The sequence below is a fragment of the Nocardia sp. NPDC051756 genome, from assembly GCF_040681495.1.
Classification (GTDB): Bacteria; Actinomycetota; Actinomycetes; order Mycobacteriales; family Mycobacteriaceae; genus Nocardia.
In genome coordinates, this window is the sequence record NZ_JBFAYV010000018.1 from 17,868 (window position 1) to 44,233 (window position 26,366).

The window sequence follows — 26,366 nt, forward strand, 5'->3', positions numbered from 1 at the left end:
CGGTTCCGTCCTGCCTGAGGCAGGCTGTGTCTTTGGTTCGCTCGCTGACGCTCCCTCACTGTGCCACCTCCAGCACGATCCGAGCCACCGCGTCGGCGGCGTCGCGGTGCCCGGCGCCGGCCGCGGCGCGGCCCATCTCGATCAGCCGTGCGGAGTCCATGAGCAGCGGAATCACCTCATCGATCACGTATTTCGGCGTCAGCTCCGAATCCGGGACAATCCTGCCGCCGCCCTGTCGGACGACGGGCCTGGCATTGAGTTCTTGTTCGCCGTTGCCGTGCGCCAGCGGCACATAGAAGGCGGCCAGGCCGACCGCCGACACCTCGGCGACGGTCATCGCCCCCGAGCGGCAGACCACCGCGTCGGCGGCGGCGTAGGCGAGATCCATCCGGGAAAGATACGGCACCGCGACATACGGTGCGCTCGCGCCACTCCCGGTTACGGGTCGCTCCGCAGGCTCCGCTCCCGCGCTTACTTCGAGGGTGTTCTTAGGTCCGTGCGCGTGCAGCACCGAGATGCCTGCCGCGGCGAGTTGGGTCGCGGCGCCGGAGACCGCCTCGTTCAGGCTCCGCGCCCCCTGCGAGCCGCCGAACACCAGCAGCACCGGTCCCTCGGCGGGCAGCCCGAAGTGCGCGCGCGCCTCGGCGCGCAGCGCGGCCCGGTCCAGCGTGGTGATCGAGGCGCGCACCGGAATACCGACGACCTGCGCCCCGGCCAGGCCCGAATCCGGTACCGCGGCAAGCACGCGCGCGGCCCGGCGGGCACCGACCTTGTTCGCGATCCCGGCCTTGGCGTTCGCCTCGTGCACCACCACCGGCACCTTGCGCCGGCCCCGCAGCAGCCCCTGGCCCGCGGCGAGGTAGGCGGGCAGCGCGACGTATCCGCCGAAGCCGACGATCACGTCCGCCTCGACCGCGTCGATCACCGCTCTGGTCCGCGCCACCGAGGCCCGGACCCGGCCGGGCAGTCGCAGCAGGTCCGCGGTGGGCTTGCGCGGCAACGGAACCGGCGGGATGAGTTCGAGCGGATAGCCGCGCTCGGGAACCAGCCGGGTCTCCAATCCGCGTTCGGTACCCAGCGCCGTCACCCGGATCGAATCGTCGAGCCGCCGCAGCGCGTCCGCCACCGCGAGGGCGGGTTCGATATGGCCCGCCGTGCCGCCGCCTGCGACGATTACCGAGATCACCTAGATTTTCCTCGTTCTCTTGTGTGGTTGACCGGGTAGCTGGGCTCCCACGCTCTGGTGGCGCGCAGCGAGCTGGTGCCGCGGCTCTCCGGCGAGCGGCGCCGTCCCGGCTCCGGTTGCGGACGCCGCGCGGGCAAGGCCTGCCTGCCCGGCCGCGGCGCCTTTCGCTGCGCGGATTTGGCCCGTGCGGCACTGGCCCGCGCCGGCGAGTACACCTCCGGCTTGGGCAGCCGCAGCAACTTACTGAACCTACCGTCTTGCCCGGCATGCAGCGCGGAGACGGCCTCCGGTTCGTGCCTGGCCGCGTTGGCGATGATGCCGAACATGAACAGCGTGATGGCCAGCGACGAACCGCCCGCCGACACCAGCGGCAGCTGGAGTCCGGTGACCGGCAGCAGGCCGACCACATAACCGATGTTGATCAGCGCCTGCCCGGTGATCCAGGTCGTCGCGGTCGCGGTCAGCAACCGCAGGAACGGATCGACCGAACGGCTGGCGATCCGGATTCCGGTGTAGACGAACAGCGCGAACAGCCCGAGCACCAGGGCGCAGCCGAGGAAGCCGAGCTCCTCGCCGATGATGGCGAAGATGAAGTCGTTGTGCGAGTTGGGCAGGTAGCTCCACTTGGCCCGGCTCTGCCCGAGGCCGCGGCCCCAGATCCCGCCGTCGGCGAGCGAGTAGAGCGCTTGGCGGGCTTGATAACCGATGCCCTGCGGGTCGTCGCCCGGGTTGAAGAACGCGCGCATGCGGTCGGATCGATAACCGGCCGACAGGGCGAGCACCGCCGCCGCGATCATGCCGGACACCGAGACCGTGACGAACAGCCGCAGCGGCAGCCCGCCGAACCAGAGCAGCGCGGCGAGCACGATGCCGAGCGCGATGGTGGTGGACAGGTTCGGCTCCACCACGACCAGCAGACACACCAGCAGGCCCGCCGGAACCAGCGGCATCAGAATGTCTTTCAGCCCGGCGTGTTCGGAGCGGCGCGACGCCAGCAGGTGCGCGCCCCAGACCACCAGGGTGACCTTCACGATCTCCGAGGGCTGCACGTTGAACAGGCCGAGGTCGATCCAGCGCCGCGCGCCCTGCACCTTGGAGCCGATGCCGGGGATCAGCACCAGCACCAGGCCGAGCACGGACAGCACGAACAGCGGGAACGACCACTGCCGCAGCCGGCGCAACGGAATCCGCAGCGCCAGATAGAACAGCACGGTGCCGATCGCGGCGAACATCGCCTGCTGGATGAACAGCGAATACGCCGATCCCCCATCGGCATACGCCTCGACGCTGGACGCGGACAGCACCATCACCAGGCCGAGCACGGTGAGCAGGGTGGCGATGGTGACGACCAGATGAAACGACGCGAGCGGCCGCGCCAGCCAGGCCACGAACCTGGCGCCGGCTTGGGGTTGCTGTTCCTTACGCCGCGTCGTTTCCGTCATAGCGTCCGCCCGACGTCACCGTCTTCCAGTGCGTGCACCGCGGCCGCGAAACTGCGGCCCCGATGCGTGTAATCGGCGAACATGTCCAACGAGGCCGCCGCGGGGGCGAGCAGTACGGTGTCGCCGCGGCTGGCGAACCCGGCCGCGGCCTGTACGGCGCGCGCCATCACGGCGTCGGCCTTATCTCTCGACGCGTCACCCATCCCTGCATCGTCTCCCGCGATCAGCTCGATGACCGGGACCTCAGGCGCGTGTCGCGCCAACGCGACCGCGAACACCGGTGCGTCGGCGCCGATCAGCACCACCGCGACCAGCCGGTCGGCGACCTCTTCGACCAGGTCCTCGATGTGCGCGCCCTTGAGCTGACCGCCGGCCACCCAGACCACCTGCGGGTGCGCCAGGATCGCGGTGCGCGCGGCATGCGGGTTGGTCGCCTTGGAGTCGTCGATGAAGTCGACGCCGCCGACCTCGCGCACGAACGCCGACCGGTGCGGGCCGACCTTGTGCTCGATCAGCCCCTCCCGGATGAACTGCGGCGCCACGTCGATGGCCCTGGTCAGCGCGGCCGCGGCGAGCGCGTCGGCGACGCCGGCCGGCCCGGGCGGGCTGATGTCGCCGACCTCGGCCAGGATCGCGGCCTTGGTGAACGCGCGATCGAGCAGCTTGCCGTCCACCACGCCGAGCTCACCGTCGGCGGGCACGCCGATCCGGAAGCCGACGGTGCGACGGGCTTTCGAGCGGCGGGCCAGCGAGGCCGCCACCGGATCGTCGAGCCCGACCACGCCGACCCGGCCGACCAGCGCCCGCGCCTTCGCGGCGGCGTACGCGTCCAGGCCGCCGTGCCAATCCAGGTGATCCTCGGCCACATTGAGCACCACGCCCGCCTCCGGGCGCACCGACGGCGCCCAGTGCAGCTGGAACGAGGACAGCTCGACCGCGAGCACCTGCGGTCCCGGGTTGCGCCGCAACGCGTCCAGGATCGGCAGGCCGATGTTGCCGCACGCGACGCTCGGGATGCCCGCGGCGCGCAGGATGGCGTGCGTCATCTGGGTGGTGGTGGTCTTGCCGTTGGTGCCGGTGATCACCAGCCACTTGCGCACGGGCCCGTAGATCCTGGCTTGATCGACCCACCAGGCGAATTCGACGTCGCCCCACACCGGGGTGCCCTCGGCCACCGCCGCGGCGAGCACCGGCGAGTCCGGCCGCCAGCCCGGGCTGGTGATCACCAGCGCGAACCGGCTCCAGTCCGTGGTTTCCAGTTCCACGCAGGTGGCGATGTCCAGGCCGAGCGAGGCCGCCTCGGCCAGCGCCGCGGCGCCGCCGTCGGTGACCACCGGGCGCGCGCCGATATCGCGCAGCGGCTCGATCAGCGAGCGCCCCGATATGCCCCAGCCCGCGACGAGAACGTCACGGCCACGCAGGAATTCGAGCATGGGCCCTGGTGATCGCAGGGCCCGAGGAGAATGTTCGACCATCGCTAGTTCACCCGACCGCAGAGAGATATTCGCTGTAGAACAAGCCGAGCCCGACGGCGGAAGCCATCGCGGCCAATAGCCAGAACCTGATGATCACCGTAGTCTCGGCCCACTTGCTGAGTTCGAAGTGATGATGGAACGGCGCCATCTTGAACAGCCGGTTGCGCGTGGTGCGGTACACCGCCACCTGCAACACCACCGACAGGGTTTCGGCGACGAACAGCGCGCCGATGACGATCATCAGCAGCTCGGTCCGTGTGGTGATGGACAACCCGGCCAGCATGCCGCCGAGCGCCAGCGAGCCGGTGTCACCCATGAAGATCTTGGCGGGCGCGGCATTCCACCACAGGAAGCCGACGCATGCCGCGGCGCCCGCGGCGCAGACCAGCGCCAGGTCCAGCGGGTCGCGCACGTTGTAGCAGCCGACCTCGGCCTTGATCTCGCAGGCGTGGTAGTACTGCCAGAAGGTGATGACCACGTAGCCGCCGAGCACCAGGCTCATCGAGCCGGCCGCGAGCCCGTCCAGGCCGTCGGTGAGGTTCACCGCGTTGGACCAGGCGACCACGACCAGGCAGACGAAGACCAGGAACACGACGACACCCATGGTCACCGTGCTGATGTCGCGCACGTAGGACAGGTGCCTGCTGGCCGGGGTCAGCCCGCTCGCGCCGCGGAACTGCAACGCCAGCACGCCGAAAACGACTGCGGCGGTCAGCTGTCCGAGGTATTTGCCCGCGGCGGTCAGGCCGAGATTGCGCTGCTTGCGGATCTTGATGAAGTCGTCGACGAAGCCGACGCCGCCGAGCGCGGTAGCCAGGCCGAGCACCAGCAGGCCGGAGGCCGACGGGCCGTCCGCGCGGTAGCCGATGCCGATCAGGTGCGAGCCCAGGTAACCGGCCCACATGCCGATGATGATGGCGACGCCGCCCATGGTGGGGGTGCCGCGCTTGGCCTGGTGACTGGCCGGGCCGTCCACCCGGATCTCCTGGCCGAAGCCCTGCTTGGCGAACATCTTGATCAGCAGCGGGGTCAGCAGAATCGATACGGCCAGCGCTATCGCGGCCGCGAATAGAATCTGTCTCACTCAACTGCCTCCGTGCTTCCCGTACGTCCGCTGGATGGCTCCGATTTGATCAAGTGTTCGGCGACCTCCCAGAGGCCCACCGACTTCGACGCCTTGACCAGCACCACATCACCCGCCTCGACTTCGTCGTCGAGCAACGCGATGGCCGCGCCGATGTCGGGCACGAGGATCGACTCCTCGCCCCATGAGCCTTCCATCACCGCTCCCTGATGCATCGCCCGGGACGGCCTTCCGGTGCCGACCACGATCAGCCGGTGCACGTCCAGCCGCACCGCGAGCCGACCGATCCGGTCGTGTTCGATCACGGATTCTTCCCCGAGCTCACCCATTTCGCCGAGCACCGCCCAGCTGCGACGCGGTGTTTCGCCCGCGCGCGACATGGTGACCAGGGCTTTGAGCGCGGCGCGGACCGAGTCCGGGTTGGCGTTGTAGGAGTCGTTGACCACGGTCACCCCGGCCGGGGTGGTCTGCACGTCCATCCGGCGGGCGGACGCGGCGCGCGCGCCGGACAGCGACCGCGCGATGGCGTCGAGGTCGGCGCCGCATTCGAGGGCGACCGCCGCCGCGGACAGCGCGTTGCCGACCTGGTGTTCGCCGTGCACCGCCAGCTGAATCGCGATGCTGCCCACCGGCGTATGCAGCGTGAAGCCCGCGCGCGCCGCGTCGTCGAGCCGGATGTCGGTGGCCCGCAGGTCGGCGCCGTCGGAGCTGCCGACGGTCACCACCCGGGCGGTGGTGCGCGCCGCCATCGCGGCGACCTGCTGGTCGTCGGCGTTGAGCACGGCCAGCCCGGACGGCGGAAGGGCCTGCACCAGTTCGCCTTTGGTCTTGGCGATGGCCTCGCGGCTGCCGAACTCGCCGAGGTGCGCGGTGCCGACATTGAGCACGACGCCGATGCTCGGCGGGGTCACCTCGGCGGCCGCGGCGATATGGCCGGGGCCGCGGGCGGACATCTCCAGCACCAGGAAGCGGGTATCGGCGTTGGCGCGCAACGCGGTCCACGGGTGGCCGAGTTCGCTGTTGAACGAGCCCGGCGGCGCGACCACGGCGCCGAGCGGGGCGAGCACGGCCGCGAGCAGGTCCTTGGTCGAGGTCTTGCCGGACGAGCCGGTCACCCCGATCACGGTGAGTGTGCCTGCCTCCGTGAGCCGTTGCACGCTGGCGCGGGCCAGGTCGGCGAGCGCGGCCAGCACCGCGGCCCCGGATCCGTCCGAATCACCGGCCAGCGCAACCGAACTCGACGGCACCGAACCCGGGCTCGGCGCGACGACGATGGCAGGCACGCCCACCGGGCGGGCCGCAAGCACCGCGACCGCACCGGCCGCGACCGCCGTCGCGGCCCAGTCGTGCCCGTCCGCCCTGGTGCCCGGCAGGGCCAGGAACAGATCGCCGGAACCGATTCGGCGCGAATCGAATTCGACCGAACCGGTGACCCGCACCTCCGGGTCGGGGACGTCGTGCAGCGTGCCGCCGACGACGTCCGCGATCTCCCGCAGTGTCATCTCGATCATGAAACCGTCAAGTCCTCCGCGTCCGCATGGTGCGGACTTCGCTTGTCCAGTGCCGCCGCGAGCACGTCGCGGTCGTCGAAGGGGTGCTTCACACCCCGGATCTCCTGCCCGGCCTCGTGCCCCTTGCCCGCAACCAGTACCACGTCGCCGGGCTGAGCCCAATTCACCGCCGCCGCAATGGCTTCGGCGCGGTCGCCGAGTTCGCGCACCTCGCCGCGTTCGGCCTCGGCCAGCGCACCGGCGCGCAGCGCGGCCCGGATGTCGGCCGGGTCCTCGCTGCGCGGATTGTCGTCGGTGATGATCACCAGGTCGGCGCCGCGGGCCGCCACCGCGCCCATCAGCGGGCGTTTACCCGCGTCCCGGTCGCCACCGGCCCCGACCACCACGGCGAGCCGTCCGGGCGATTGCGGCGCGTCCGCCGCGAGATGTCCACGCAGCGTGGCGATCACCGATTCCAGCGCGGCCGGCTTGTGCGCGTAGTCGACGATCGCGAGGAAGTTCTGCCCGCGCTCCACCCGCTGCATCCGGCCGGGCACGTCGACGGTGGCCAGCGCGGGCGCGGCGACCGACGCCTCGACCCCGGCGGCGGCGCACACAGCGACCGCGAGCAGCCCGTTGGCCACGTTGTAGCGCCCCGGAAGACGCAGTCGCACAGCGATATTGCCCTCGGGTCCGGTCGCGGTGAATTCCTGCTCGCCGCCGTGCGCGGTGATCTCGCCGTCCAGGGCCCAATCGCCGGTTCCGGTGGTGGACACCGTGATCGGGGCGTCGAGGCCGGCCGCGAGGCGCACGCCCCACTCGTCGTCGACGCAGATCACCGCGGTCCGCGCGGCGATCGGCGAGGTCGGCTCGAACAGCCTGCGCTTGGCGGCGAAGTAGTCCTCGAAGTCGGCGTGGAAGTCCAGGTGGTCCTGCGACAGGTTGGTGAACGCGCCCACCGCGAAGCGGACCCCGTCCACCCGGCCGAGCGCCAGCGCGTGGCTGGACACCTCCATCACCACCGCGTCCACGCCCTGCTCGACCATCAGCGCGAACATCGCGTGCAGCTGCGGCGCCTCCGGCGTGGTCAAGGCACTCGGAACGCGACGGCCACCGATCCGGGTCTCGATCGTGCCGATCAGCGCGGTCGACAGCCCCGCGGCGGCCAGACCGGCCTCCACCAGGTAGGAGGTCGTGGTCTTGCCCGAGGTGCCGGTGATGCCGACGATGCGCAGCCGCTCACACGGATGGCCGTAGATCAGGGCGGACAACTCCCCGAGCACCGCGCGCGGATTCTCCCGCACCAGCACCGGCACATTCAGCTCGCCGGCCAGCTCCGCACCCGCCGCGTCGGTGAACACCGCGACCGCGCCGCGTTCGACCGCGTCGCGGGCGAACCGCGCGCCGTGCGCCTGCGCGCCGGGTAAGGCGGTGAACAGATCACCGGGTCGCACGGCCTGCGACCGCTGCTCGATGCCGGTGACCTGGATCTGCGCGAGGGCGGGACCGATCGCCTCGGCGCCGGTCGAGGCCAGCACGGTGGTCAGCGCGGTGGCCGGCGGTTCGGCAGGCCGGAGCGCGTGCTGGCTGGGCTGCGCAGGCACATTGCTCCTCTCTGATACGGGCGGGACTGGGACGACGAGTCAGGTTACCGACGGCCGGTCACGGGCCAGCAACGCACCTACCGAACACCTCGCACCGCACGCGCGGTATGTCCCACACCGCACGGATTCAGTCGGCCTGGAGCACGAATCGTTTGGACGGTTCCGGCGACGGCGGAATGCGGTCGCGCTGCAACGCCCAGGAGGCGATGTTGTGGAACAGCGGTGCGGCCGACTGACCGCCGCTGCCGTCGGCGCTGCGGATGGGGTTGTCCAGCATCAGGCCGATGACGTAGCGCGGGTTGTCGGCGGGCGCGATGCCGGCGAAGGTGATGTAGAACGACGAGGTCGAGTAGCACTGACAGTTGGGGTCGACCTTCTGCGCGGTGCCGGTCTTGCCCGCGATCTGGTAGCCGTCGATCGCGGCGGGCCCGCCGGTGCCGTTCTGGTTGGCGTTCATCGGATCACGCTGGGTCACCGACTGGAACATGGTGCGCAACGTCGCGGCGGTCTGCGGGCTCACCACGCGCACACCGTCGGGCTGCACCTCGTCGGTGCGGGCGCCGTCCGGCGCGATCTTGGCCTTGATGATCCGCGGCGGGATGCGCACGCCGTCGTTGGCGATCGCCTGATACATGGCCGTCATCTGCAACGTGGTCATCGAAAGACCCTGGCCGATCGGCAGGTTGGCGAAGGTGCCGCCCGACCACTGATCCCGGGCAGGCACCACGCCGCCGCTCTCACCGGGCAGGCCGACGCCGGTGCGCTGGCCGAGGCCGAAGCGGTTCACCATGTCGGCGAAGCGATCCTCACCGACCCGCTGGGCGAGCATCAGGGTCCCCACGTTCGAGGACTTACCGAAGATGCCGGTGGTGGTGTAGGGCGCCACATCGTGCACCCACGCGTCGTTGACGGTCACGCCCGCCATCCGGATCTTGCCCGGAACCTGAAGCACCTCATCGGGATTGGTCAACCCGTACTCGATCGCGGCGGCCGCGGTGATGATCTTGTTCACCGATCCCGGCTCGAACACGTTCGACACCGACGGGTTGCTCATCTCGGCGCTCGCCCAGGTCTGCGGGCCCAGTTGCGGATTGAAGGTGTTGTCGTTGGCCATGGACAGGACCTGTCCGGTCTTGGCGTCGAGCACGACGGCGGACGCCGAGTTCGCGCCGGACATCTCCTTGGCCTGCTGCACCTGCTGCTGCACGTAGTACTGCAAGTCCGAATCCACGGTCAGTTCGACGCCGTGGCCGTTGACCGCGTCCTGCTTGTCGCGCGAGCTGCCGGGAATGACCGCGCCGTCCGAGCCGCGGTCGAACGTGTGCGAACCGTCGGTGCCCGCGAGCACCGAGTCCAGCGACGACTCCAGCCCGATCTGGCCGTGCCCGTCCCAGCCGGTGGTGCCGAGGATGTTGGCGGCCAGCGAGCCACCGGGATGTTCCCTCGGGTACTGGGAATCCGCGCCGACCTCGGGATACTGCGTGCGGATATCCGCGGCGATCCTCGGGTCGACGCCGCGCGCCAGGTACACGAACGTCTCGTCGCTGCGCAGCTTGGCGAGCAGGTCCGCCTCCGCGGGGCCTGCCTTGCCGAGCTTGTCGTGCACGGTCTTGGCGATCGCCTTCAACCGCTCGTCCGGGTCCGGCGCCTTGGCGTTCTTGGCTTTCGCGTCGGCCAGCTGCTTACGGACCACGACCGGCTGGAAGTTCAGCTGCTTCGCGGCGATGGTGTACGCGAGCGACTTGCCGTTGCGGTCGGTGATCGGACCGCGCACCGCGTAGTCGGGCTCGTGCTGGGTGCGCTGGGTCGCCGCCTGGGCGGACAGGTTCGGCGCACCGATGGTCTGGATCCACAACAGCTGCAACGCAACGACACCGAGCGCGATCAGCATGATGATCCGCCCGGCGCCGAGTCGCCTGCGTAGGGGCCGGTCCTTCTTCGGCGGCGCGGAGCGTGGCCGGGCCGACTTGCTCGGACCAGGCTCGCGTCGCCGGCGCGGCGCGGGCCTGGTCTGCGTCACCTCTGGCCTCCGTCAGGAAGTGCTTGCGGCTGTGGGGTTTCCGGCTGTCCCTGCGCGAGTTCCGCAGGCGGGTGCGGGGTTTCGGCCTGCGGCGGCGTGGCCTCGACCGGGGCGGCGGGCACCGGCGGGACCGGGCTGACCGGAACCGGGCTGGCCTGGGCCGCGTTCACCTGGGCGCCCGGTGCGGGCGGCAGGGCCGGCGGGGGCGCCGGTGTCGTGGTCACCGGCATGACGCGTTCGCCGCGCGCCTGCGCGTTGCCTGCCTGCGGGTTCGGCGGGGCGGTCGGCGAGATGTTCAGCGGCGGGACCGGGGGGCCGTCGGCCGGCGTCGGCTTGCCGATCACCGTCACGGTGCCGTCCGGGGCGACCACGATGCGGGCCGGGTCCTTGGCCGGGATCATGCCCAGTTCGCGGGCGCGGGCGGCCAGGTCGGGCGCGGAATCCGCGGACTCCACCTCGCGTTGCAGCGCCGCTCGCTCGTCGGCGAGCCGCTTGTTGGTCGCCCGGATGTCGCCGAGCTGGTAGCTGTCCTCCGCGGCGCGGGTGGTCAGCAGCAGCGTGAGCGCGAGGCCACAGCCGAGCAGCGCGATGATCGCCGCGACGAACGGAATCCGCGCGGCCATCACCGACCCCTGCCGGGGCGGCAGATCAGGTGTGTCCGAACGGGTTTCGGCACGGGTCCGGCGCCGGGCGTAGGCCCGTTGCGCGGCACCCGATTTCACCCGCTCGGATTCGTGGACCCGGCGAGCGATCCGCCCAGGTGCCTCGACGGTGCGCGTCCGTATGCTCATACTGCCGTCCCCTCGTGAGTCTGTGCGGGACATCCGGCCTCCCTTGTCCAGGCCCCGCACCCGGTCCGCCGGACGAGCTCATCTCTCATCCGACCTCCTGAATTCGCTCCGCGGCCCGCATCCTTACCGGTGCGGCCCGCGGGTTTTCCTCTATCTCCTCCTCGGTCGCCTTCTCCGCGCCACGGGTCAGCATCCGGAATTCCGGTCCCATGCCGGGCAATTCGACCGGTAGGTCGACGGGGGTGCGAGAGGCCGCGCGCGGCGCGAACTCCTGCTTGACCACCTTGTCCTCGAGTGACTGATACGACATGACGACGATCCGGCCGCCGATCCGCAGCGAATCGAGCGCCGCGGGCAGCGCAGCGCGCAGCGAATCGAGCTCGCGGTTGACCTCCACCCGCAGCGCCTGGAACGTGCGCTTGGCCGGGTGCCCGCCGGTCCGCCTGGTCGCCGCGGGTATCGCCGCATACAGCAGTTCCACCAGCTCGGCGCTGGTGGTGAACGGCTTCTGCTGACGACGGCGCAGCACCTCGGAGGCGATCCGGCCCGCGAAGCGTTCCTCACCATAGGTTTTCAGCACCCGGGCCAGGTCGCCGTGGCTGTAGGTATTGAGCACGTCGGCGGCGGTGGGTCCGGTGGTCGGATCCATCCGCATGTCCAGCGGCGCGTCGATGGAGTAGGCGAAGCCGCGATCGGCCTCGTCGAGCTGCATCGAGGACACGCCGAGGTCCATCAGGATGCCGGAGACCGAGCCCTTGGCCGTCAATCCGGCTTGCGCGAGCGCCTCGGCGATCCCGTCGTATCGGGTGTGCACCAGGGTGATTCGATCCGCGAACGGCGCGAGCCGCTCGGTGGCCAGCTTCAGCGCGGTGGTGTCGCGATCGAGACCGACGAGCCGGAGACCGGGATAGGTACGCAGGAAATGTTCGGCGTGTCCGCCTAGACCGAGGGTCGCGTCGAGATAGACGGCGCCGGGTTCGGTGAGCGCGGGCCCGAGCAGCGCGTCGGCTCGCCCGAGCAGAACAGGAACATGGCGGGGGCCGTCCTGCTCACGGTTCACCTCGACCTCCCGGGATCTGCCTCGCTTCGTCGCGCACCGCGCACGGGTCGCCTTGTTCCACAATGCTTTTGCATAAGAAACCGTTGCCGGAGACGAATGCCCCGTGGTCTCTGACCGAACCTCGGCACCTGGCGTCGGGGAAGTACGTCAGGGTCCGCGTCCGGGCAGAGGCCGCGCGGCACTCGTTCGCTCGGGGCTAGAAGATTCCGCCCAGCGACTCGTCTCTCGCTTGCGAGAAGTCCTCCTCGTGCTCGGCGAGGTAGGAGTCCCACGCCTGCTTGTCCCATATTTCGAGGAAGTCGACCGAGCCGGTGACCACGCAATCCCGTTGCAGGTTTGCGTAGCGCCGATGTTCGGCAGACAACACGATCCGGCCCTGTGCGTCCGGACGTTGTTCATCCGTACCAGCCGCTAGAGCCCGGACGAATGCGCGAGCCTGCGGGTTACTTCGAGATGCCGCCGCGGCTCGCCGGGCGAGCGCGGTGAACTCTTCTTTGGGATACACGGCAAGGCTGTGGTCCTGACCCTTCGTGACCATCAACCCTCCCGCCAGATCGTCTCGAAATTTCGCAGGCAACGTGAGTCGCCCCTTGTCGTCCAGCCGAGGTGTGTAGGTACCGAGAAACAACTCGATACCTCCCTAGTCGATCACCTCGATGGTCGGCCTTTCCTGTAGTGCGCGCTCCACATTACCCCACTTTCCCCCACTTTCAATCGAAACTGCCGGTGATCTGGCTCCCGGCCCAGACGATTCCGCAGGTCATCCCAGCTATCACCATGGTGGAGAACTTTTTGCGTGTTCTGCCGACACGCACAGTCCGCATGGACAAAGGCCCGGAAACACCCAGCAAACGCCCAGGTGCGACGTCGCTCGGCCGCGGATGGGGGGAAGTGGGGGATCTTGTGGGGCGATGTGGAGGAAGTGTCGCGCGCCCCCGCGCGGAGATCACCGACGGACCGTGGTTATCCACACGCAAGACGGCGACGCCGCACCGGATCGGTGCGGCGTCGCCGTCTGTCTGAAGATGTCAGGCTACGAGCGGGCTAATCCTGCTCGAACCGTCGCCGGAATCGGTCCTCCATGCGTTCGGAGAAACCACCGGACTTGCGTTGGCGCCCACGTGGTCCGGCCGTTCCACCGCTCGGACCGCCGGGCGTGGCGTCGCCGCCGGCCCGATCGCCCTTCGCCATGCCCTTGGACGTGCCGACCAGCAGCAGTACGCCGGCCGCGAACATGACGATGAATCCGACCAGACTGATGATCGGGAAGCCGCCGGGCTTCACAGGAGCGGCGATGCCGGCGACGAGTAGGAACAGACCAAGGACGAACAAGGCCGCGGCCTGGAGTCTGCGACGACTCGAGGTCGAGCGAAGGCGCCCGCCGCGGACGGACGACGCGAACTTCGGATCCTCAGCATAGAGCGCGCTCTCGATCTGTTCGAGCATGCGCTGCTCGTGCTCGGAGAGTGGCACGGTACCTCCCCCGGCACTAGGCGTGGCTGTCGCCTCCGGGTAGGCGACCTGATAGCCGACCTTGGCGGCTATCTGACACCAATGATACGAGTTCGATCAGGGCCGTACCACCTAGTCGCCCATAACTATGTGGGCGTGCCGCCGGTCACTATCCGGTCATGCCGTTTGTCCACCCCGGTGCGGGGCGCAACCGGGCCGATGCGCTAAGGAGATCTTCGACGTCGTGCAGGAATGCTCCTACCCGCGAATAGAACTCGTCGGCCTCGTCGTCATCGATGTCTCGATCGAGCCCGGCCTCCAGTGCGGCCCTGGTCTCCGACCGTGCGCTGAAGTAATCCGACCACATGACGAACTCGGGCGCGGCGGACTGCAACAACACCCACGCGTTGCGCGAACGAGCCCGCGGCGCGCTGTCCGCGCCGGTGAGTGCGATCACCGCGCCCGCCCCGCGTAGGGCGGCGATATACGCGGCGCGGAAGCGCTCGCGCGGGTCCCGCTCCCCCGCCGCCTGCATGAGCAGGCCGTCGGCCCGTTGCAGCAGCTTGCCCGCCCGACCGGGCTGTCCCGGATATTCGACCCGACCAGACATCTCGGAGTCCCTCCGCCATCGCGTGCCCGTGGCCAACACCGCCTTGGTGTGATCGAACAGGCATTCGAACGTTTGAATTGAGTTTGAATATAGAGACACCCACCGACAAACTTCCGCGCCCGCTGTGGACCCGACGAGAGCCATGACCGCCGTCAAGCCAAATCACACCCCCGCACCTGTCGTCGTCGACCTCTCCGTCGCGGCACTGCGCTCCCGGCTGCACGATGCGCTGGCGGTGTATGTCGCGGCGATGGACTATCCGCGCGGCACCGAACACCATCGCGCGCCGATGTGGACCGAGCACACCACCCGCCCCGGCTGGCAGGCCGTCGCCGCGGTGGTGCCCGACGATTCGGGACACGTCGACCTACGCTCCTCGCCGATCGTGGCCATCGCCTACGGCTACCGCGGCGCCGCGCACCAGTGGTGGCACCAGCAGGTGCACAGCGGCATGCGGCGCTCCGGCTGGCCGGAACATTCGACGCGCGAACTGCTTTCGGACTATTTCGAGCTGACCGAGCTGCACGTGCACCCGTCGGCGCAGGGGCTCGGCATCGGCGGCACGCTGCTGCAACGGCTGCTGCGCGATCGGCCGGAACAGGCGGTGCTGCTGTCCACCCCGGAGGTGGCCGGCGAGGACAACCGGGCCTGGCGGCTGTATCGGCGACAGGAATTCACCGACGTGGTACGGAATTTCGTGTTCGCGGGCGACAATCGGCCGTTCGCCATCCTCGGACGGCGGCTGCCGCTGTGACGCTGCGGCTTCGGGGTACCGGCGTGAGGGTCACGTGACGGTCGTTGTCGTCGGCTCGGGGCACAACGCGCTGGTCGCCGCCTGCTATCTCGCGCGGGCCGGACACGCGGTGGAGGTGCTCGAGCGCGACGAGGTGCTCGGCGGTGCGGTGTCGACGGTCGAACGGTTTCCCGGGCATCTGGTCGATCGCGGGTCGTCCGCGCACATCATGGTGCGCCACACCGGGATCATCGAGGAACTCGAACTCGATCGCTTCGGGCTGCGGTATATCGATTGCGACCCTTGGGGTTTCACGCCGGGCATCGATGGGCGCGCACCGTTGGTGTTCCATCGGGATCTGGCGGCGACCTGTGCGTCGATCGCGGCCGCCTGTGGCGAATCGGATGCCGTGGCCTATCGGCGGTTCGTCGAGGTGTGGGGTCCGCGCAGCGCCAGGGTGATGCGCGCGTTCGGCGGCGGGCCGACGCCGGGGCGGCTGCTGCGCTCGTTCTGGGGGCTGGACGCGAAGGACGGCGGGAGCGCGCTGTCGCGGGAGTTCCTGCAGTCCGGGGATGCGTTGCTGGACAAGCATTTTCGTGACGAACGACTCAAGGCGTCGCTGGCCTGGTTCGGTGCGCAGTCCGGTCCCCCGATGTCCGAACCGGGCACCGCGCCGATGGTGGGGTTCGCCGCGCTGATGCACACGCTGCCGCCGGGCCGCGCGGTCGGCGGCAGCGGGGCGCTGTCCGCGGCGCTGGTGCAGCGGCTGCGCGCCGATGGCGGGGTGGTCACGGCAGGTGACGCGGTGACCGCGCTGCGGCGCGCGGGGGACGGCTGGCGGGTGCGCACCGCGTCGGGGCGAAACCTGCACGCCGACACCGTCATCGCGGGTTCGCATGTGCTGACCACGCTGGATCTGTTGCGCGCGGGCGGATTCGACGCCGCCGTGCTCGACGACTGGCGGCGGCGCATCCGGGTCGGGCCGGGAATCGGCATGGTGGTGCGGGTGGCGACCCGGTCGCTGCCGAGTTATCCCGGCAGCTCGGTCGGCGAATCCGCCCGTGGCCTCCAGTTTCTCGTGTCCGACCGGCGGCAGCTGCGGCTCGCGCACGGGGCCGCGTCGGCCGGTGATCTGCCGCCGCGGCCGGTCGTGCTGGCGATGAGTTTCAGCGCACTGGACCCGAGTATCGCGCCGCCCGGCGAGCATCAGCTCTCGCTGTGGGCGCAGTGGCATCCGTATCGGCTGGCCGACGGCAGCGAGTGGGCCGCGCACGCCGAGCGGGAGGCGGATCGCATCATCGCCGAAGTCGACTCCTACGCACCGGGTTTCGCCGATTCGGTGCTGCGCAGGTTCGTGCAGACACCGGTCGATCTGGAGCGGGAGATGGGCCTGCTCGGCGGCAATGTGATGCACGTGGAGATGTCGCTGGACCAGATGATGCTGTGGCGGCCGCTGCCCGAGCTGTCCGGGCAACGCGTCCCCGGCGCGCCCGGGCTGTACCTGACCGGCGCGTCCACACATCCAGGCGGCGGCGTCTCCGGCGCCAGCGGCCGCAGCGCCGCCAACCTGGCCCTGCGCGACCTCCGCCGCAGTCGATTCCCGCTGCTGCGCAAGCGATGACCGTGCAGCCGCACCACTTTCGATTTCCCGCACCGAAATTCGCATGCGATTCTGGGTGCGGGAAATCAGAAGGCGTGCGGCTGTGAGTGGCGCACATGGGACAGTGCGTCAGTTTGCGCCGGTTGGCTTTGCGGTGGTGCTGGTGCTGGTGCAGATCGCCTATCCGCTGACGTCCGGCGATGCGCGGGACCGGGTCACTGTGGTGGTCGTGTTGCTGTCGGCGGGTACGGCGTTGGCGCATGCGGCGGCGACGCGCGGGATTCGTTATGCGGCCGGGTTTTTGGTGATCGTGTCGGGGCTCGGGCTGGTCGCGGAGGTCGTCGGTACCGCGACGGGGGTGCCGTTCGGGTGTTACGCGTACGCGGTCGATCGGCTGGGGCCCGCGCTCAGTGGGGTGCCGCTGGTGGTTCCGCTGGCGTGGACCGGTGGTTTGTATCCGGTCTGGGTGGTCGCGGGGCTGCTGTCGCGCCGCGCGCTGTCGCGGATCGGGCTGACGGCGGTGGGCGCGGTGGGCTGGGATCTTTTCCTCGACCCGCAGATGGTCGCCGACGGGCAGTGGACCTGGTGCGACACCGGCTCGGGACTGCCCGGCCTGGCGGAGATTCCGGTCACGAATTATCTCGGCTGGTTCACGGTGGCGTTGCTGATGGGTGTGTTGCTGACCGTCCTGGATCGGGTGGCGCCCGTGTCAGTGGGGCTGGATATCCCGCCGAATCCGTCAGCAGGGCTGGACAACGTTTCCGCGATATCCGTACCGGTGGCGGTTTTCCTGTGGACCTGGCTCGGTTCCGCGCTCGCGCACGCCGTGTTTCTCGGTCTGCCGGTTTCGGCGGGCTACGGCGGCGTCGGGCTGGCCGTTCTGGGCCTCCCGCTGCTGCGTCACCTGTGCTTTTCCCGCTCGCGACCGGAGCAGGCGGGCTAGCCGCGACACATCGCGAGGCTCGTTCCGCCCGTCGCGTGGGCATCTGGACGGATGGCCTGGCACGATGTCCCCGTGCAGCCGAGTCCCGTCACCACGATGCCCGATGCCCCGGTACTACCGTCGCCGCGGACCCGCCGCCTTGGCGTGCGCGTCGCCGCGGCCGTTCTGCTTGCGGCATTGCTGGCGCCCGTCCTCGCGGGTTGCCTGCGGGTGCAGGTGTCGATGGGTGTTTCGTCCAACGACCGCGTCTCCGGGCGGATCGTCGCCGCGGTGGTGCCCGCCGAACCCAATGACAAGGGCCCGCAGCTGAAGGCGCCGGACTCGCTCGCCGCGAAGGTCCGGGTGGAGTCCTATTCCCAGGACGGGTACGTCGGCAGTCAGGTGTTCTTCGAGGACATGTCGTTCGGCGAGGTCGGCCAGCTCGGCCAGCTGTCCGAGCAAACCCAGGGCATGTTCCAACTGCAATTCCAGCGGGCCGGCGACCTGGTCAGCCTGACCGGGCGGGTCGACCTGAAATCCGTGCCGCCGCACGGCTCCGACGTGCAGTTCACCATCGCCTTCCCCGCCCGCGTGGCCAAGACCAACGGCAACCGCGAGGGCGACAACATCGTGTCCTGGAAGCTGCCCGCCGGCGACGTCTCCACGCTGCGCGCGGAGGTCAGCTACGCCGACCCGAACACCCGCTCGTTCGCCGGCTGGGCCGGCATCGTCGGCGGCATCACCCTCGCCGTCGCCGCCATCATCGCGGCCATGGCCTACATGGACCGCAACCCGCCCGCGCCGGGCGCGCCCACCGGCCTCTCCTGGAGCCGGTGGTGGAAATCGGTCAAGCAGAACCGCTGAATTCCGTTCGGCTGAGCGCGGTTCGGGCCGGCACCGGGATCGCGGTGCTGGGCGCGGGGATCGCGCTCGGCAACCGAATCACGGTGCGCCAGTTGGCGAATACCGCGACCAGCGTGATCGAGCCGGTCGCGGTATGTGTACCGGCCCGGGACGAGGCCGCGCGGCTACCCGGGCTGATCGCGGATCTGCGGGCGCAGCGTGGGGTCGCGCGGATGAGTGTCGTGATTCTCGATGACGCGTCGAGCGATGACACCTTCGCTGCCGCGATCGATGCCGCCGGCGATGATCCGCGAATCACGGTGTTGCGCAACGACACCGAACCCCCGTCGGGCTGGACCGGTAAAGCCGCCGCGTGTGCGCGATTGGCCGATTCGGTGGTCGCGCCCGTTCTGGTCTTCGTGGACGCGGATGTCCGGCTGGCGCCTGGCGCGATTGCAGCGGCGGTCACCGAACTGCGGAAGCGCCGGGTCGCGTTGGTGTCTCCGTGGCCGAGGCAACGGGCCGAGTCGGTGACCGAGGCCTTGGTGCAGCCGTTGCTGGCTTGGTCGTGGGCGGCGACGCTACCGATCGCGCTGGCCAACCGGAGCCTGCGGCCGTCGACTTCCGTTGCCTGCGGCCAGTTTCTGGTTTTCGACACCGCCGCTTATCGCGCCATCGGCGGGCACGCCGCGGTGGCCGCCAGCGTGACCGAAGACCTCGACATCGCCCGAATACTGCGCCGCGCAGGCCAACCCACCGTGTTGGTCGCCGCGGGGCGCATGGCGAGCACTCGAATGTACGAGAGCACTGCCGAACTAGACGCCGGTTACACCCGCTGGCTGTGGTCCGCGTACGGCGGCACCATGGCGGGCGGCGCGGCCGTGGGAACGGTTGCCGCCCTGGCCTATTGGGTTCCACCGCTGGCGGCTCTCCTGGGCCGAGGCGCTGTGCGCCGCACAGGGGTGCTCGGCTATGCGGCGGCCGTCTCCGGCAGACTGCTGGCGCGCTCACTCGAAACCCGCACGCTCGGCGCTGCCGATGTCCTTGCGGCGCTGGCGCATCCGTTCTCGGTGGCCGCCTATTCGACGCTCTGGGCACGCTCCCAGCGCGCCCGACGACGGGGCACCCTGCGCTGGAAAGACCGCGCGCTCAACGCATAACGACCGCCTACGGAACCTCGGTGATCCCCACCGTCGGCAGGAAGAAGCAGGACTTACCACCGTTCTCGACGGTGCCGAAGACCGCCGCGAGCACGGTGCCCTGCCCGGTATCGACCGGCACGGCCCGCACCCCACCCATCGGGAGGGCGGCGAAGAAGAAGTCCTGGATCGCGCGTTCGGCGATGGGGCGCAGCGCGATCGGCACCTCGGCCGGGATCATCGCGCGCAGGATGGTGGACAGCGGGCCCATCGACGCGAGTCCGCCGCGCCCGCTGGTCACGTTCAACCAGGCCACCTGCATGCCGGTAGTGTCCGGTCCGTCCTGGTTCAAGCCGTACGGGACGAAGGTGAACATGGTCTGCCCCGCCTTCACGGCGGACAGGTCGAGTCCGGGGATGGTGACCGAGGTCTTCGGCCACGGCCCCGGCACCGCGCCGGCCACGGCCGGGGCGAGACCAAGGGAGTTGCCGTTGAGGCAGTACGCGGCCGCGGTCGGATAGAGGAACGGCTGCATGCCGAAGGCGCGGAGGCCGTCGATCGCGGCGTTGTAGACGCCGAACAGGTCGCCGGGCGCGACGGCGCCATTCTGCCCGGAACGGTCGGTGACCACCGGCGGGACCGGAGCGGCAGGGGGCGTCGGGGCCGCGCCCGCGGTCGGGGCCGCGAGCGCCAGCGCGACCGAGCAGGTCGCGACAGCGGACAATACGGTCAGACGGCGCACTACGGCCACGGAGACCTCTTCTCATCGTCGACGCAATCGAAGGCTGACGGTACTCCGGCAAACGCGCTGAACTGGCTTTATTGCCTGCGGCAAGCTATCGGCGTGTCCCCAGGGCCGCGACCGCAACGCCTGGTTTTGTGGGGTCCGCACTCCGCGGCCTCCGGTTGCCCGTATGCTGCTTCCCGGCGGAGCCGCCCGAGTACGTGAGCGCCCGCACTGCGAAAGTCGACCGGCACCGATCAGACTGCGCCAGCGCATATCCGGCTATCCGACCTACCCGGCAAACCGGGCCGCGGCAAGATCTACGCTCACGGTGATTGCTTCCCTTGTCTAAGGGTTCCCCTGCTGGGCATGATAATTCGGCTCGACCCTGGCATCGTCCGATGTCCGGATCGGCGACAACCATCCAGAGCGACCGAGAGACCTGGCTCGTCGACGTCGCAGCAACCCCCCGGTTCACCGGGTGCGGGTGCTTCCGCCGGGACCGATGGAGGAGAACCGAAGTGCGAACCGCTGCTGCCCGTGGCACCCGTTGGGGCCGTCGACATATCGATCAATGCAAGGTGACATCCGCGAGCTGTCGGGGCTGACCCGCAGCCAGGCTGTTGCACCCGTCGCTGGCCGGGTGGTGTGACCGCGGCCCGATGTGGCGCGGTCTCGTTCGTTCTTCCGAAGGACCACGACATGAGTGCATCCGTTGCACCCGATGCCGTCGACAAGGCCGCCGTCCGATCCGAACCCGTGCTCGACCCGGTACCGGACGAATCCGCCGCGACAACGGCGGATCCCGCGCCGAAGGTGGCCAAGCAATGGCACCCGTGGCGCTGGGTGATCAGCGCCGTCGCGCTCATCCTGCTGGCCCAGTTCGTCCACGGCCTGGTCACCAATCCCGGGTGGGACTGGCCGACGTTCGCGAAGTACATCACCGCGAAGTCGGTGCTGGCCTCGCTGAAGGTGACGCTGGAGCTCACCGCTTGGGGCACCGCGCTCGGCTTCCTGCTCGGCACCGCGCTGGCTATCGCGCGGCTGTCGAACAATCCGGTGCTGCGGGTGATCTCGTGGTGCTACATCTGGGCGTTCCGGTCGATTCCGCTCATCGTGCAGCTGCTGTTCTGGTTCAACATCGCCTACCTGTACAACACGCTCTCGGTCGGAATCCCGTTCGGCCCCGCGTTTTTCACCTTCGAGGTGAACGGCGTGATCAGCGGGTTCACCGCGGCGGTGATCGGGCTCGCGCTGCATCAGGCGGCGTACTCGGCCGAGATCATCCGCGCGGGCATCATCTCCGTCGACGCCGGTCAGCTGGAAGCGGCTGCCGCGCTGGGCATTCCGAAGGTGCGCCAGTTCCGCTCCATCGTGGTCCCGCAGGCCATGCGCTCGATCCTGCCCAACGCGACCAACGAGGTGATCAGCCTGTTCAAGGGCACCTCGATCGTGTCGGTGATGGCGATCGCCGAGCTGTTCTACCAGGTCCAGGTGATCTACGGGCGTAACGGCCGGGTGGTGCCGCTGCTGCTGGTCGCCACCGCCTGGTACATCGTGCTCACCACCATTCTCTCGGTGGCGCAGTACTACATCGAGCGCCACTACGCCAAGGGCACGCAGCGCACGCCACCGCCGTCGCCCACCCAGCGGGCCTGGCAGAAGCTGCGCGAGATCGCCGATTCCGGTTCCACCGCACCGCGAGGAGCGACCCGATGAGCACCGAACTCGCCGTCGAGGTCCGCGGCGTCCGCAAATCCTATGGCGCGCAGGAGGTCTTGCGCGGCGTCGACCTGAGCGTGCGCTCCGGCGAGGTGGTCACGGTGATCGGCCCGTCCGGTTCGGGCAAGTCCACGCTGCTGCGGGTGGTCAATCACCTGGAGTCGCTGGACGCGGGAACCGTGCACATCGACGGTGAGCTGATCGGATATCGGCTGCGCCGCAACACCTTGCACGCGCTGCCCGACCGCGAGGTGCGCAAGCAGCGCTCCCGCATCGGGTTCGTCTTCCAGCAGTTCAACCTGTTCCCGCATCTGACCGTGCTCGACAACGTCACCATCGCACCGCTTTCCGCGCAACGGCGCGACCGCAAAGAGGTCGAGGCCGAGGCGCGGGTGCTGCTGGACCGGGTCGGCATCGGTGAGCTGGCCGACGCCTACCCGCGCCGGCTCTCCGGCGGGCAGCAGCAGCGCGTCGCGATCGCGCGGGCACTTGCCCTGCGCCCCCGCGTGATCCTGTTCGACGAGCCCACCTCCGCGCTGGACCCCGAACTGGTCGGCGAGGTCCTGGACGTGATCCGCGACCTCGCGCACGGCGGCACCGCACTGGTGATCGTCACCCACGAGATCGGCTTCGCCCGCGAAATCGCCGACACCGTGGTGTTTCTCGATGCCGGCGCGATCGTCGAACAGGGGCCGCCCGAGGTCGTCCTCGACCATCCCGAACACCCGCGCACCCGCGCCTTCCTTTCCCGAGTCCGTTGATGAACAGGTATCCGATGAAGCTCTCCGCCCTGGCCACCGCCGCCGCGACCGCGGTCGTACTGCTGGCCACCGGCTGCACCGATCCCGAAGCGGAGTCCGCGGCCCAGCCCGCCGGTGCGATCACCTTCGACCTCTCCGCCGCCCAGACCGGCCGGGTGCGCGCCGCCAAGGTGGACAGCATCGCCGCCGAGGTGCCGCAGGCCATTCGCGATCGCGGCACCCTGGTGGTGACCGGCGCTTCCGGCACCGCGCCGCCGCTGCGCTTCTATGCCAACGACGACAAGACCGTGGTCGGCTCCGAGGTCGATTTCGCCTCGCTGGTCGCCGACGTGCTCGGCCTGAAACTCGCTGTGCAGGTGGCGGATTGGTCGCAGAACTTCGTGCGCATCGATTCCGGTGAGGTGGACGCGTTCATCTCCAACGTGACGGTGACCGAGGAGCGCAAGGAGAAGTACGACTTCGCCACCTACCGCAACGACACCGTCGCGCTCGAGGTGCCCAAGCAGAGCACCCTCGACTACAAGGACCGCAAGAGCCTGGCGGGCAAGCGAATCGGCGTCGGCACCGGCACCAACCAGGAGCAGTTGCTGGTGAAGTGGAACGAGCAGAATCGCGCGGACGGCTTGGCGCCCATCGACATCGCCTACTTCCAGCAGACCAGCGACTACTACCTGGCGCTGGCCTCACAACGGCTCGACGCCTACATCGGCCCGAACCCGACCGCGATCTATCACTCGGCCACCGCGAACCAGACCAAGATCCTGGCCACCTTCTCCGGCGCGGGCGATGCGCTGCAAGGCGAGATCGCGGTGCTCACCAAGAAGAACAACGGGCTGATCACCGCCGTCCAGCACGCGCTGAACTACGCCATCGAGCACGGCACCTACCAGCAGGTGATCGATCGGTGGGGCCTGAAGACCGAGCAGGTCACCGAGTCGCGGGTCAACCCGCCCGGACTACCGAAGCAGCGGTGAGACATGAAATTCCTACTCTTCACCCTCGTCACCCGGGTGCCGGACCCGAGCACCGGCCGGCTGCCCGGCACCCGAGAACGACTGCTCAATGTCGTCGAACAGGCAAGGCTCGCCGAGGATCTCGGCTACGACGGCTTCGCCGTCGGTGAGCGGCACGAGGATCCGTTCCTGTCCGCCGCACCGCCGGTGATCCTCAGCCACATTGCCGCCGTCACGTCTCGCATCACGCTGTTCACCGCGGTCACCACGCTGAGCCTGCTCGATCCGGTGCGCGCCTTCGAGGACTACTCGACGCTGGACAACCTGTCCGGCGGGCGGCTGGAGCTGATCATCGGCAAGGGCAACGGGGCCGCACAGGCCGAGCTGTTCCACGTCACCACCGACGACCAGTGGGACCGCAATCGCGAAGGCTACGACCTGTTCCGGGCGCTCTGGGACAGCGACAGCGTCACCTGGTCGGGCCGGTTCCGGCCGGAGTTGAAGGACGCCAAGGCACTGCCGCGGCCGTGGCAGCCGAAGATCCGGATCTGGCACGGCAGTGCGACCAGCCGGGATTCGGTGGAACTCGCCGCGCGCCACGGTGATCCGCTGTTCTCGGCGAATGTGACCAACCCGATCGAGCCGTATGCCGAACTGGTTCGCCACTACCGGGAGCGCTGGGAGTTCTACGGGCACAACCCCGCCGACGCGCTGGTCGGCGCGGGCACGGCGGGCTTCCATGTGGCCCGCAGTTCGCAGCAGGCTCAGGAGACGTACCGGCCGATCTTCGAGGCGCGACTCGCGTTGGCGCGCAAGCTCGGCCTGCCGGTGGTGTTCGAGACCCTGGACGACTTCGTCACGCGCAGTTCGGCTCTGGTCGGCAGCCCGGAGCAGGTGATCGACAAGGTCGGCCGGCAGCACGAGCAGTTCGGCCACGAGGTGATCCACCTGTCCGCCGAGCGCGACGGCCGCCCCGAGCTCGACTACCTGGACAGCCTCGCGCTGTTCCAGACCGAGGTGGCGCCGGAGCTGCGCCGCCGAATTCCCAGCCGCCCGTTGGCCACCGGCGCCGATACCGCCGAGCTCGACCCGCGCGACGAACCCGTCCGCGCCGAAACTTCTGGAGTTACCTCGTGATTCGCACCCGCCACCGAATCGTCGCGCTGGCCGGCGCCCTCGCGGCCGCCACCGCCGTGACCGCCTGCGGCGCCGATTCGGCCGCACCCGGCGGCGACGCCGGACCGCCCAAGCCGGGCGGCACCCTGCGCTACGGCCTGTCGCAGGCGCCGACCTGCTCGGATCCCGCGCAGTCGGGCACCAACCAAACCCTGTATGTGACAAGACAGATCGTCGATTCGCTTACCGACCAGGACCCGAAGACCGGTGAGCTGAAGCCGTGGCTCGCGCAGAGCTGGGAGGTCACCCCGGACGCGAAGGTGTTCACCTTCCACCTCACCGACGGCGTCACCTTCAGCGACGGCACCGCGTTCACCGCGGACTCGGTGCGCCAGACCTTCGATTCGGTGATCAAGCTCGGCGGGGCCAAAGCGGCACTGGCCTCGAGCTACCTCACCAACTATGTCGGCACCACGGCCGTGGACCGATTGACCGCGCGGGTCGAGTTCAGCAAGCCCAATGCACAGTTCCTGCAGGCGACTTCAACCACCCAGCTCGGGATCCAGGCCGAGGCCACCACCGCCAAGCCGGCCGAGCAGCGCTGCCTCGGGGACAACATCGCCAGCGGTCCGTTCACCTACGCGAGCTACCGCCAGGACGCGTCGGCGACGCTGGCCAAACGTGCCGGGTACCAGTGGGGCTCGGCCGTGTTCGCGCATCGCGGCGAGGCCTACCTGGACAAGATCGAGTTCACCGTGGTGCCCGAATCCGGCGTGCGCACCGGCAGTCTCGCGTCGAGTCAGCTCGACGCGATCAGCGATGCGCTGCCGCAGGACGCACCGCAGATCGAGGCGGCCGGCGGCCGGGTGCTGAGCACCGCGAATCCCGGTGTGCCGTTCGGCTTCCAGACCAACGTGACCCGCGGGCCGCTGCGCGATCCGGCGGTGCGCCAGGCGCTGCTGCCCGCGATCGACCGGAAGCAGTTGGTGGACACCGTGCTCGGGCCGCAGTTCAAGCCCGCGACCAGTCCCCTGGCCAGCAGCACACCCGGCTACGAGGATCTTTCCGCGCGACTGGCCTACGACCCGGCCAAGGCCCGCGGCATTCTCGACCAGGCCGGCTGGGTGCCCGGCGGGGACGGCATCCGGGCGAAGAACGGTGAGCGGCTGTCCTTCTCGGTGGTGTTCAGTCAGGTGTTCGGCGGCAATCAGGCGATCATCGAGCTGGTGCAGCAGCAGCTGCGCCAGATCGGGGTCGAGCTGAAGCTGGATCTGGTGTCGATCGCCGAGCAGACCGCCCGGCAGAACACGAAGGACTTCGACAGCTCCTACGGCAACACCACCCGCGCCGACGGGGACATCCTGCGCACCTCGTTCGGTCTGGAGGGCCGCAATCTCAATGCGCGCGGCCCCATTCCGGCGCTCGACGACGCGTTGACCGGGCAGCTGAGCACCGTCGACACCGGCGTCCGCAACGGCCTCGTCCACACCGCGCAGCAGCAGGTGCTCGATGCCGGGCTGCTGATTCCGACGGTGGAGCTGTCCCAGGCGATCGGCGCGGGCAGCAACACGCAGGATCTGAAGTTCGAGGCGTCGGCGCGACTCCAGTTCTTCGACACCTGGCTGAGCGGGCGGTAGTC

General features: G+C 69.5%; 23 protein-coding genes and 1 riboswitch. Of the genes, 10 read left to right on the forward strand and 13 right to left on the reverse strand.

Going from position 1 to position 26,366, the window contains the following annotated elements; all coding sequences use genetic code 11:
- Nucleotides 1-55: 55 nt before the first annotated feature.
- From murG to AB0M22_RS43415, 12 genes are all read right to left on the reverse strand, one after another.
- Entirely contained in the window at nt 56-1,186 is a 1,131-nt protein-coding gene (gene murG / locus AB0M22_RS43360) for an undecaprenyldiphospho-muramoylpentapeptide beta-N-acetylglucosaminyltransferase (RefSeq protein WP_364739295.1), read from the reverse strand.
- Nucleotides 1,183-2,628, reverse strand: coding sequence for a putative lipid II flippase FtsW (ftsW, locus tag AB0M22_RS43365; protein WP_364739296.1), 1,446 nt, complete (start codon nt 2,626-2,628; stop codon nt 1,183-1,185). The genes murG and ftsW overlap by 4 nt, the downstream gene beginning before the upstream one ends.
- Nucleotides 2,625-4,061, reverse strand: coding sequence for a UDP-N-acetylmuramoyl-L-alanine--D-glutamate ligase (gene murD / locus AB0M22_RS43370; RefSeq protein ID WP_364739297.1), 1,437 nt, complete (start codon nt 4,059-4,061; stop codon nt 2,625-2,627). The genes ftsW and murD overlap by 4 nt, the downstream gene beginning before the upstream one ends.
- Before the next feature lie 49 nt (nt 4,062-4,110).
- Nucleotides 4,111-5,187 carry a phospho-N-acetylmuramoyl-pentapeptide-transferase gene (mraY, locus tag AB0M22_RS43375; RefSeq protein ID WP_150406558.1) on the reverse strand — a complete coding sequence of 359 codons (1,077 nt, stop codon included), beginning with the start codon at nt 5,185-5,187 and terminating at the stop codon, nt 4,111-4,113.
- Nucleotides 5,184-6,698 (reverse strand): UDP-N-acetylmuramoyl-tripeptide--D-alanyl-D-alanine ligase, encoded by a 1,515-nt coding sequence (gene murF / locus AB0M22_RS43380; protein ID WP_364739299.1) that lies wholly within the window; start codon nt 6,696-6,698, stop codon nt 5,184-5,186. The genes mraY and murF overlap by 4 nt, the downstream gene beginning before the upstream one ends.
- A complete protein-coding gene (locus tag AB0M22_RS43385) occupies nt 6,695-8,281 on the reverse strand; it encodes a UDP-N-acetylmuramoyl-L-alanyl-D-glutamate--2,6-diaminopimelate ligase (RefSeq protein WP_364739301.1) in 1,587 nt (528 codons plus the stop codon). The genes murF and AB0M22_RS43385 overlap by 4 nt, the downstream gene beginning before the upstream one ends.
- A gap of 127 nt (nt 8,282-8,408) precedes the next feature.
- Nucleotides 8,409-10,172, reverse strand: coding sequence for a penicillin-binding protein 2 (locus AB0M22_RS43390; RefSeq protein ID WP_364739385.1), 1,764 nt, complete (start codon nt 10,170-10,172; stop codon nt 8,409-8,411).
- A gap of 125 nt (nt 10,173-10,297) precedes the next feature.
- Entirely contained in the window at nt 10,298-11,092 is a 795-nt protein-coding gene (locus tag AB0M22_RS43395) for a hypothetical protein (RefSeq protein ID WP_364739303.1), read from the reverse strand.
- Between the two features lie 85 nt (nt 11,093-11,177).
- Nucleotides 11,178-12,152 (reverse strand): 16S rRNA (cytosine(1402)-N(4))-methyltransferase RsmH, encoded by a 975-nt coding sequence (rsmH, locus tag AB0M22_RS43400; RefSeq protein ID WP_364739305.1) that lies wholly within the window; start codon nt 12,150-12,152, stop codon nt 11,178-11,180.
- A gap of 196 nt (nt 12,153-12,348) precedes the next feature.
- Nucleotides 12,349-12,780 (reverse strand): division/cell wall cluster transcriptional repressor MraZ, encoded by a 432-nt coding sequence (mraZ, locus tag AB0M22_RS43405; RefSeq protein ID WP_040733463.1) that lies wholly within the window; start codon nt 12,778-12,780, stop codon nt 12,349-12,351.
- A gap of 416 nt (nt 12,781-13,196) precedes the next feature.
- Nucleotides 13,197-13,625, reverse strand: a complete 429-nt coding sequence (locus AB0M22_RS43410) for a DUF3040 domain-containing protein (protein ID WP_150406553.1) — start codon at nt 13,623-13,625, stop codon at nt 13,197-13,199.
- Nucleotides 13,626-13,773: 148 nt separating this feature from the next.
- On the reverse strand, nt 13,774-14,214 hold the full coding sequence (locus AB0M22_RS43415; protein ID WP_364739308.1) for an SAV_6107 family HEPN domain-containing protein: 441 nt from the start codon (nt 14,212-14,214) through the stop codon (nt 13,774-13,776).
- Between the two features lie 142 nt (nt 14,215-14,356).
- Here AB0M22_RS43415 and AB0M22_RS43420 point away from each other — a divergent pair, with 142 nt between their 5' ends.
- From AB0M22_RS43420 to AB0M22_RS43440, 5 genes are all read left to right on the forward strand, one after another.
- Entirely contained in the window at nt 14,357-14,968 is a 612-nt protein-coding gene (locus AB0M22_RS43420) for a GNAT family N-acetyltransferase (RefSeq protein ID WP_364739310.1), read from the forward strand.
- Nucleotides 14,969-15,002: 34 nt separating this feature from the next.
- On the forward strand, nt 15,003-16,568 hold the full coding sequence (locus tag AB0M22_RS43425; protein ID WP_364739312.1) for an NAD(P)/FAD-dependent oxidoreductase: 1,566 nt from the start codon (nt 15,003-15,005) through the stop codon (nt 16,566-16,568).
- Nucleotides 16,569-16,671: 103 nt separating this feature from the next.
- Complete coding sequence (locus AB0M22_RS43430) at nt 16,672-17,490, forward strand: carotenoid biosynthesis protein (protein WP_364739387.1); 819 nt, start codon at nt 16,672-16,674, stop codon at nt 17,488-17,490.
- A 96-nt stretch (nt 17,491-17,586) separates the two neighbouring features.
- Complete coding sequence (locus AB0M22_RS43435; RefSeq protein ID WP_364739389.1) at nt 17,587-18,333, forward strand: DUF3153 domain-containing protein; 747 nt, start codon at nt 17,587-17,589, stop codon at nt 18,331-18,333.
- Nucleotides 18,303-19,472 (forward strand): glycosyltransferase, encoded by a 1,170-nt coding sequence (locus AB0M22_RS43440; RefSeq protein WP_364739314.1) that lies wholly within the window; start codon nt 18,303-18,305, stop codon nt 19,470-19,472. Before AB0M22_RS43435 ends, AB0M22_RS43440 begins: the two co-directional genes overlap by 31 nt.
- 7 nt (nt 19,473-19,479) lie before the next feature.
- Here the strand turns inward: AB0M22_RS43440 and AB0M22_RS43445 are convergent, their stop codons facing one another.
- Nucleotides 19,480-20,202 carry a hypothetical protein gene (locus AB0M22_RS43445; protein ID WP_364739316.1) on the reverse strand — a complete coding sequence of 241 codons (723 nt, stop codon included), beginning with the start codon at nt 20,200-20,202 and terminating at the stop codon, nt 19,480-19,482.
- Between the two features lie 390 nt (nt 20,203-20,592).
- Nucleotides 20,593-20,687: riboswitch (SAM riboswitch) on the forward strand.
- 190 nt (nt 20,688-20,877) lie between these two features.
- On the opposite strand from AB0M22_RS43445, the gene AB0M22_RS43450 reads away from it, so the two are divergent.
- From AB0M22_RS43450 to AB0M22_RS43470, 5 genes are read left to right on the forward strand one after another with little or no spacing between them, the layout of a single operon-like run.
- Nucleotides 20,878-21,894 carry an amino acid ABC transporter permease gene (locus tag AB0M22_RS43450; RefSeq protein WP_364739317.1) on the forward strand — a complete coding sequence of 339 codons (1,017 nt, stop codon included), beginning with the start codon at nt 20,878-20,880 and terminating at the stop codon, nt 21,892-21,894.
- On the forward strand, nt 21,891-22,658 hold the full coding sequence (locus tag AB0M22_RS43455; protein ID WP_364739319.1) for an amino acid ABC transporter ATP-binding protein: 768 nt from the start codon (nt 21,891-21,893) through the stop codon (nt 22,656-22,658). The genes AB0M22_RS43450 and AB0M22_RS43455 overlap by 4 nt, the downstream gene beginning before the upstream one ends.
- A 14-nt stretch (nt 22,659-22,672) precedes the next feature.
- Nucleotides 22,673-23,632 carry an ABC transporter substrate-binding protein gene (locus AB0M22_RS43460; protein ID WP_364739321.1) on the forward strand — a complete coding sequence of 320 codons (960 nt, stop codon included), beginning with the start codon at nt 22,673-22,675 and terminating at the stop codon, nt 23,630-23,632.
- A 3-nt stretch (nt 23,633-23,635) separates the two neighbouring features.
- On the forward strand, nt 23,636-24,748 hold the full coding sequence (locus AB0M22_RS43465; RefSeq protein WP_364739323.1) for an LLM class flavin-dependent oxidoreductase: 1,113 nt from the start codon (nt 23,636-23,638) through the stop codon (nt 24,746-24,748).
- Entirely contained in the window at nt 24,745-26,364 is a 1,620-nt protein-coding gene (locus AB0M22_RS43470) for an ABC transporter substrate-binding protein (protein WP_364739324.1), read from the forward strand. Before AB0M22_RS43465 ends, AB0M22_RS43470 begins: the two co-directional genes overlap by 4 nt.
- Nucleotides 26,365-26,366: the final 2 nt, after the last annotated feature.

What these genes read in the sequence shown, in the direction of transcription:
- ftsW (WP_364739296.1), bottom strand. Translation starts at nt 2,628, where the DNA reads ATGACGGAAACGACGCGGCGTAAGGAACAGCAACCCCAAGCCGGCGCC.
- murD (WP_364739297.1), bottom strand. Translation starts at nt 4,061, where the DNA reads ATGCTCGAATTCCTGCGTGGCCGTGACGTTCTCGTCGCGGGCTGGGGC.
- murF (WP_364739299.1), bottom strand. Translation starts at nt 6,698, where the DNA reads ATGATCGAGATGACACTGCGGGAGATCGCGGACGTCGTCGGCGGCACG.
- AB0M22_RS43390 (WP_364739385.1), bottom strand. Translation starts at nt 10,172, where the DNA reads ATGCTGATCGCGCTCGGTGTCGTTGCGTTGCAGCTGTTGTGGATCCAG.
- AB0M22_RS43395 (WP_364739303.1), bottom strand. Translation starts at nt 11,092, where the DNA reads ATGAGCATACGGACGCGCACCGTCGAGGCACCTGGGCGGATCGCTCGC.
- AB0M22_RS43415 (WP_364739308.1), bottom strand. Translation starts at nt 14,214, where the DNA reads ATGTCTGGTCGGGTCGAATATCCGGGACAGCCCGGTCGGGCGGGCAAG.
- AB0M22_RS43420 (WP_364739310.1), top strand. Translation starts at nt 14,357, where the DNA reads ATGACCGCCGTCAAGCCAAATCACACCCCCGCACCTGTCGTCGTCGAC.
- AB0M22_RS43435 (WP_364739389.1), top strand. Translation starts at nt 17,587, where the DNA reads ATGCCCGATGCCCCGGTACTACCGTCGCCGCGGACCCGCCGCCTTGGC.
- AB0M22_RS43450 (WP_364739317.1), top strand. Translation starts at nt 20,878, where the DNA reads ATGAGTGCATCCGTTGCACCCGATGCCGTCGACAAGGCCGCCGTCCGA.
- AB0M22_RS43455 (WP_364739319.1), top strand. Translation starts at nt 21,891, where the DNA reads ATGAGCACCGAACTCGCCGTCGAGGTCCGCGGCGTCCGCAAATCCTAT.
- AB0M22_RS43460 (WP_364739321.1), top strand. Translation starts at nt 22,673, where the DNA reads ATGAAGCTCTCCGCCCTGGCCACCGCCGCCGCGACCGCGGTCGTACTG.
- AB0M22_RS43465 (WP_364739323.1), top strand. Translation starts at nt 23,636, where the DNA reads ATGAAATTCCTACTCTTCACCCTCGTCACCCGGGTGCCGGACCCGAGC.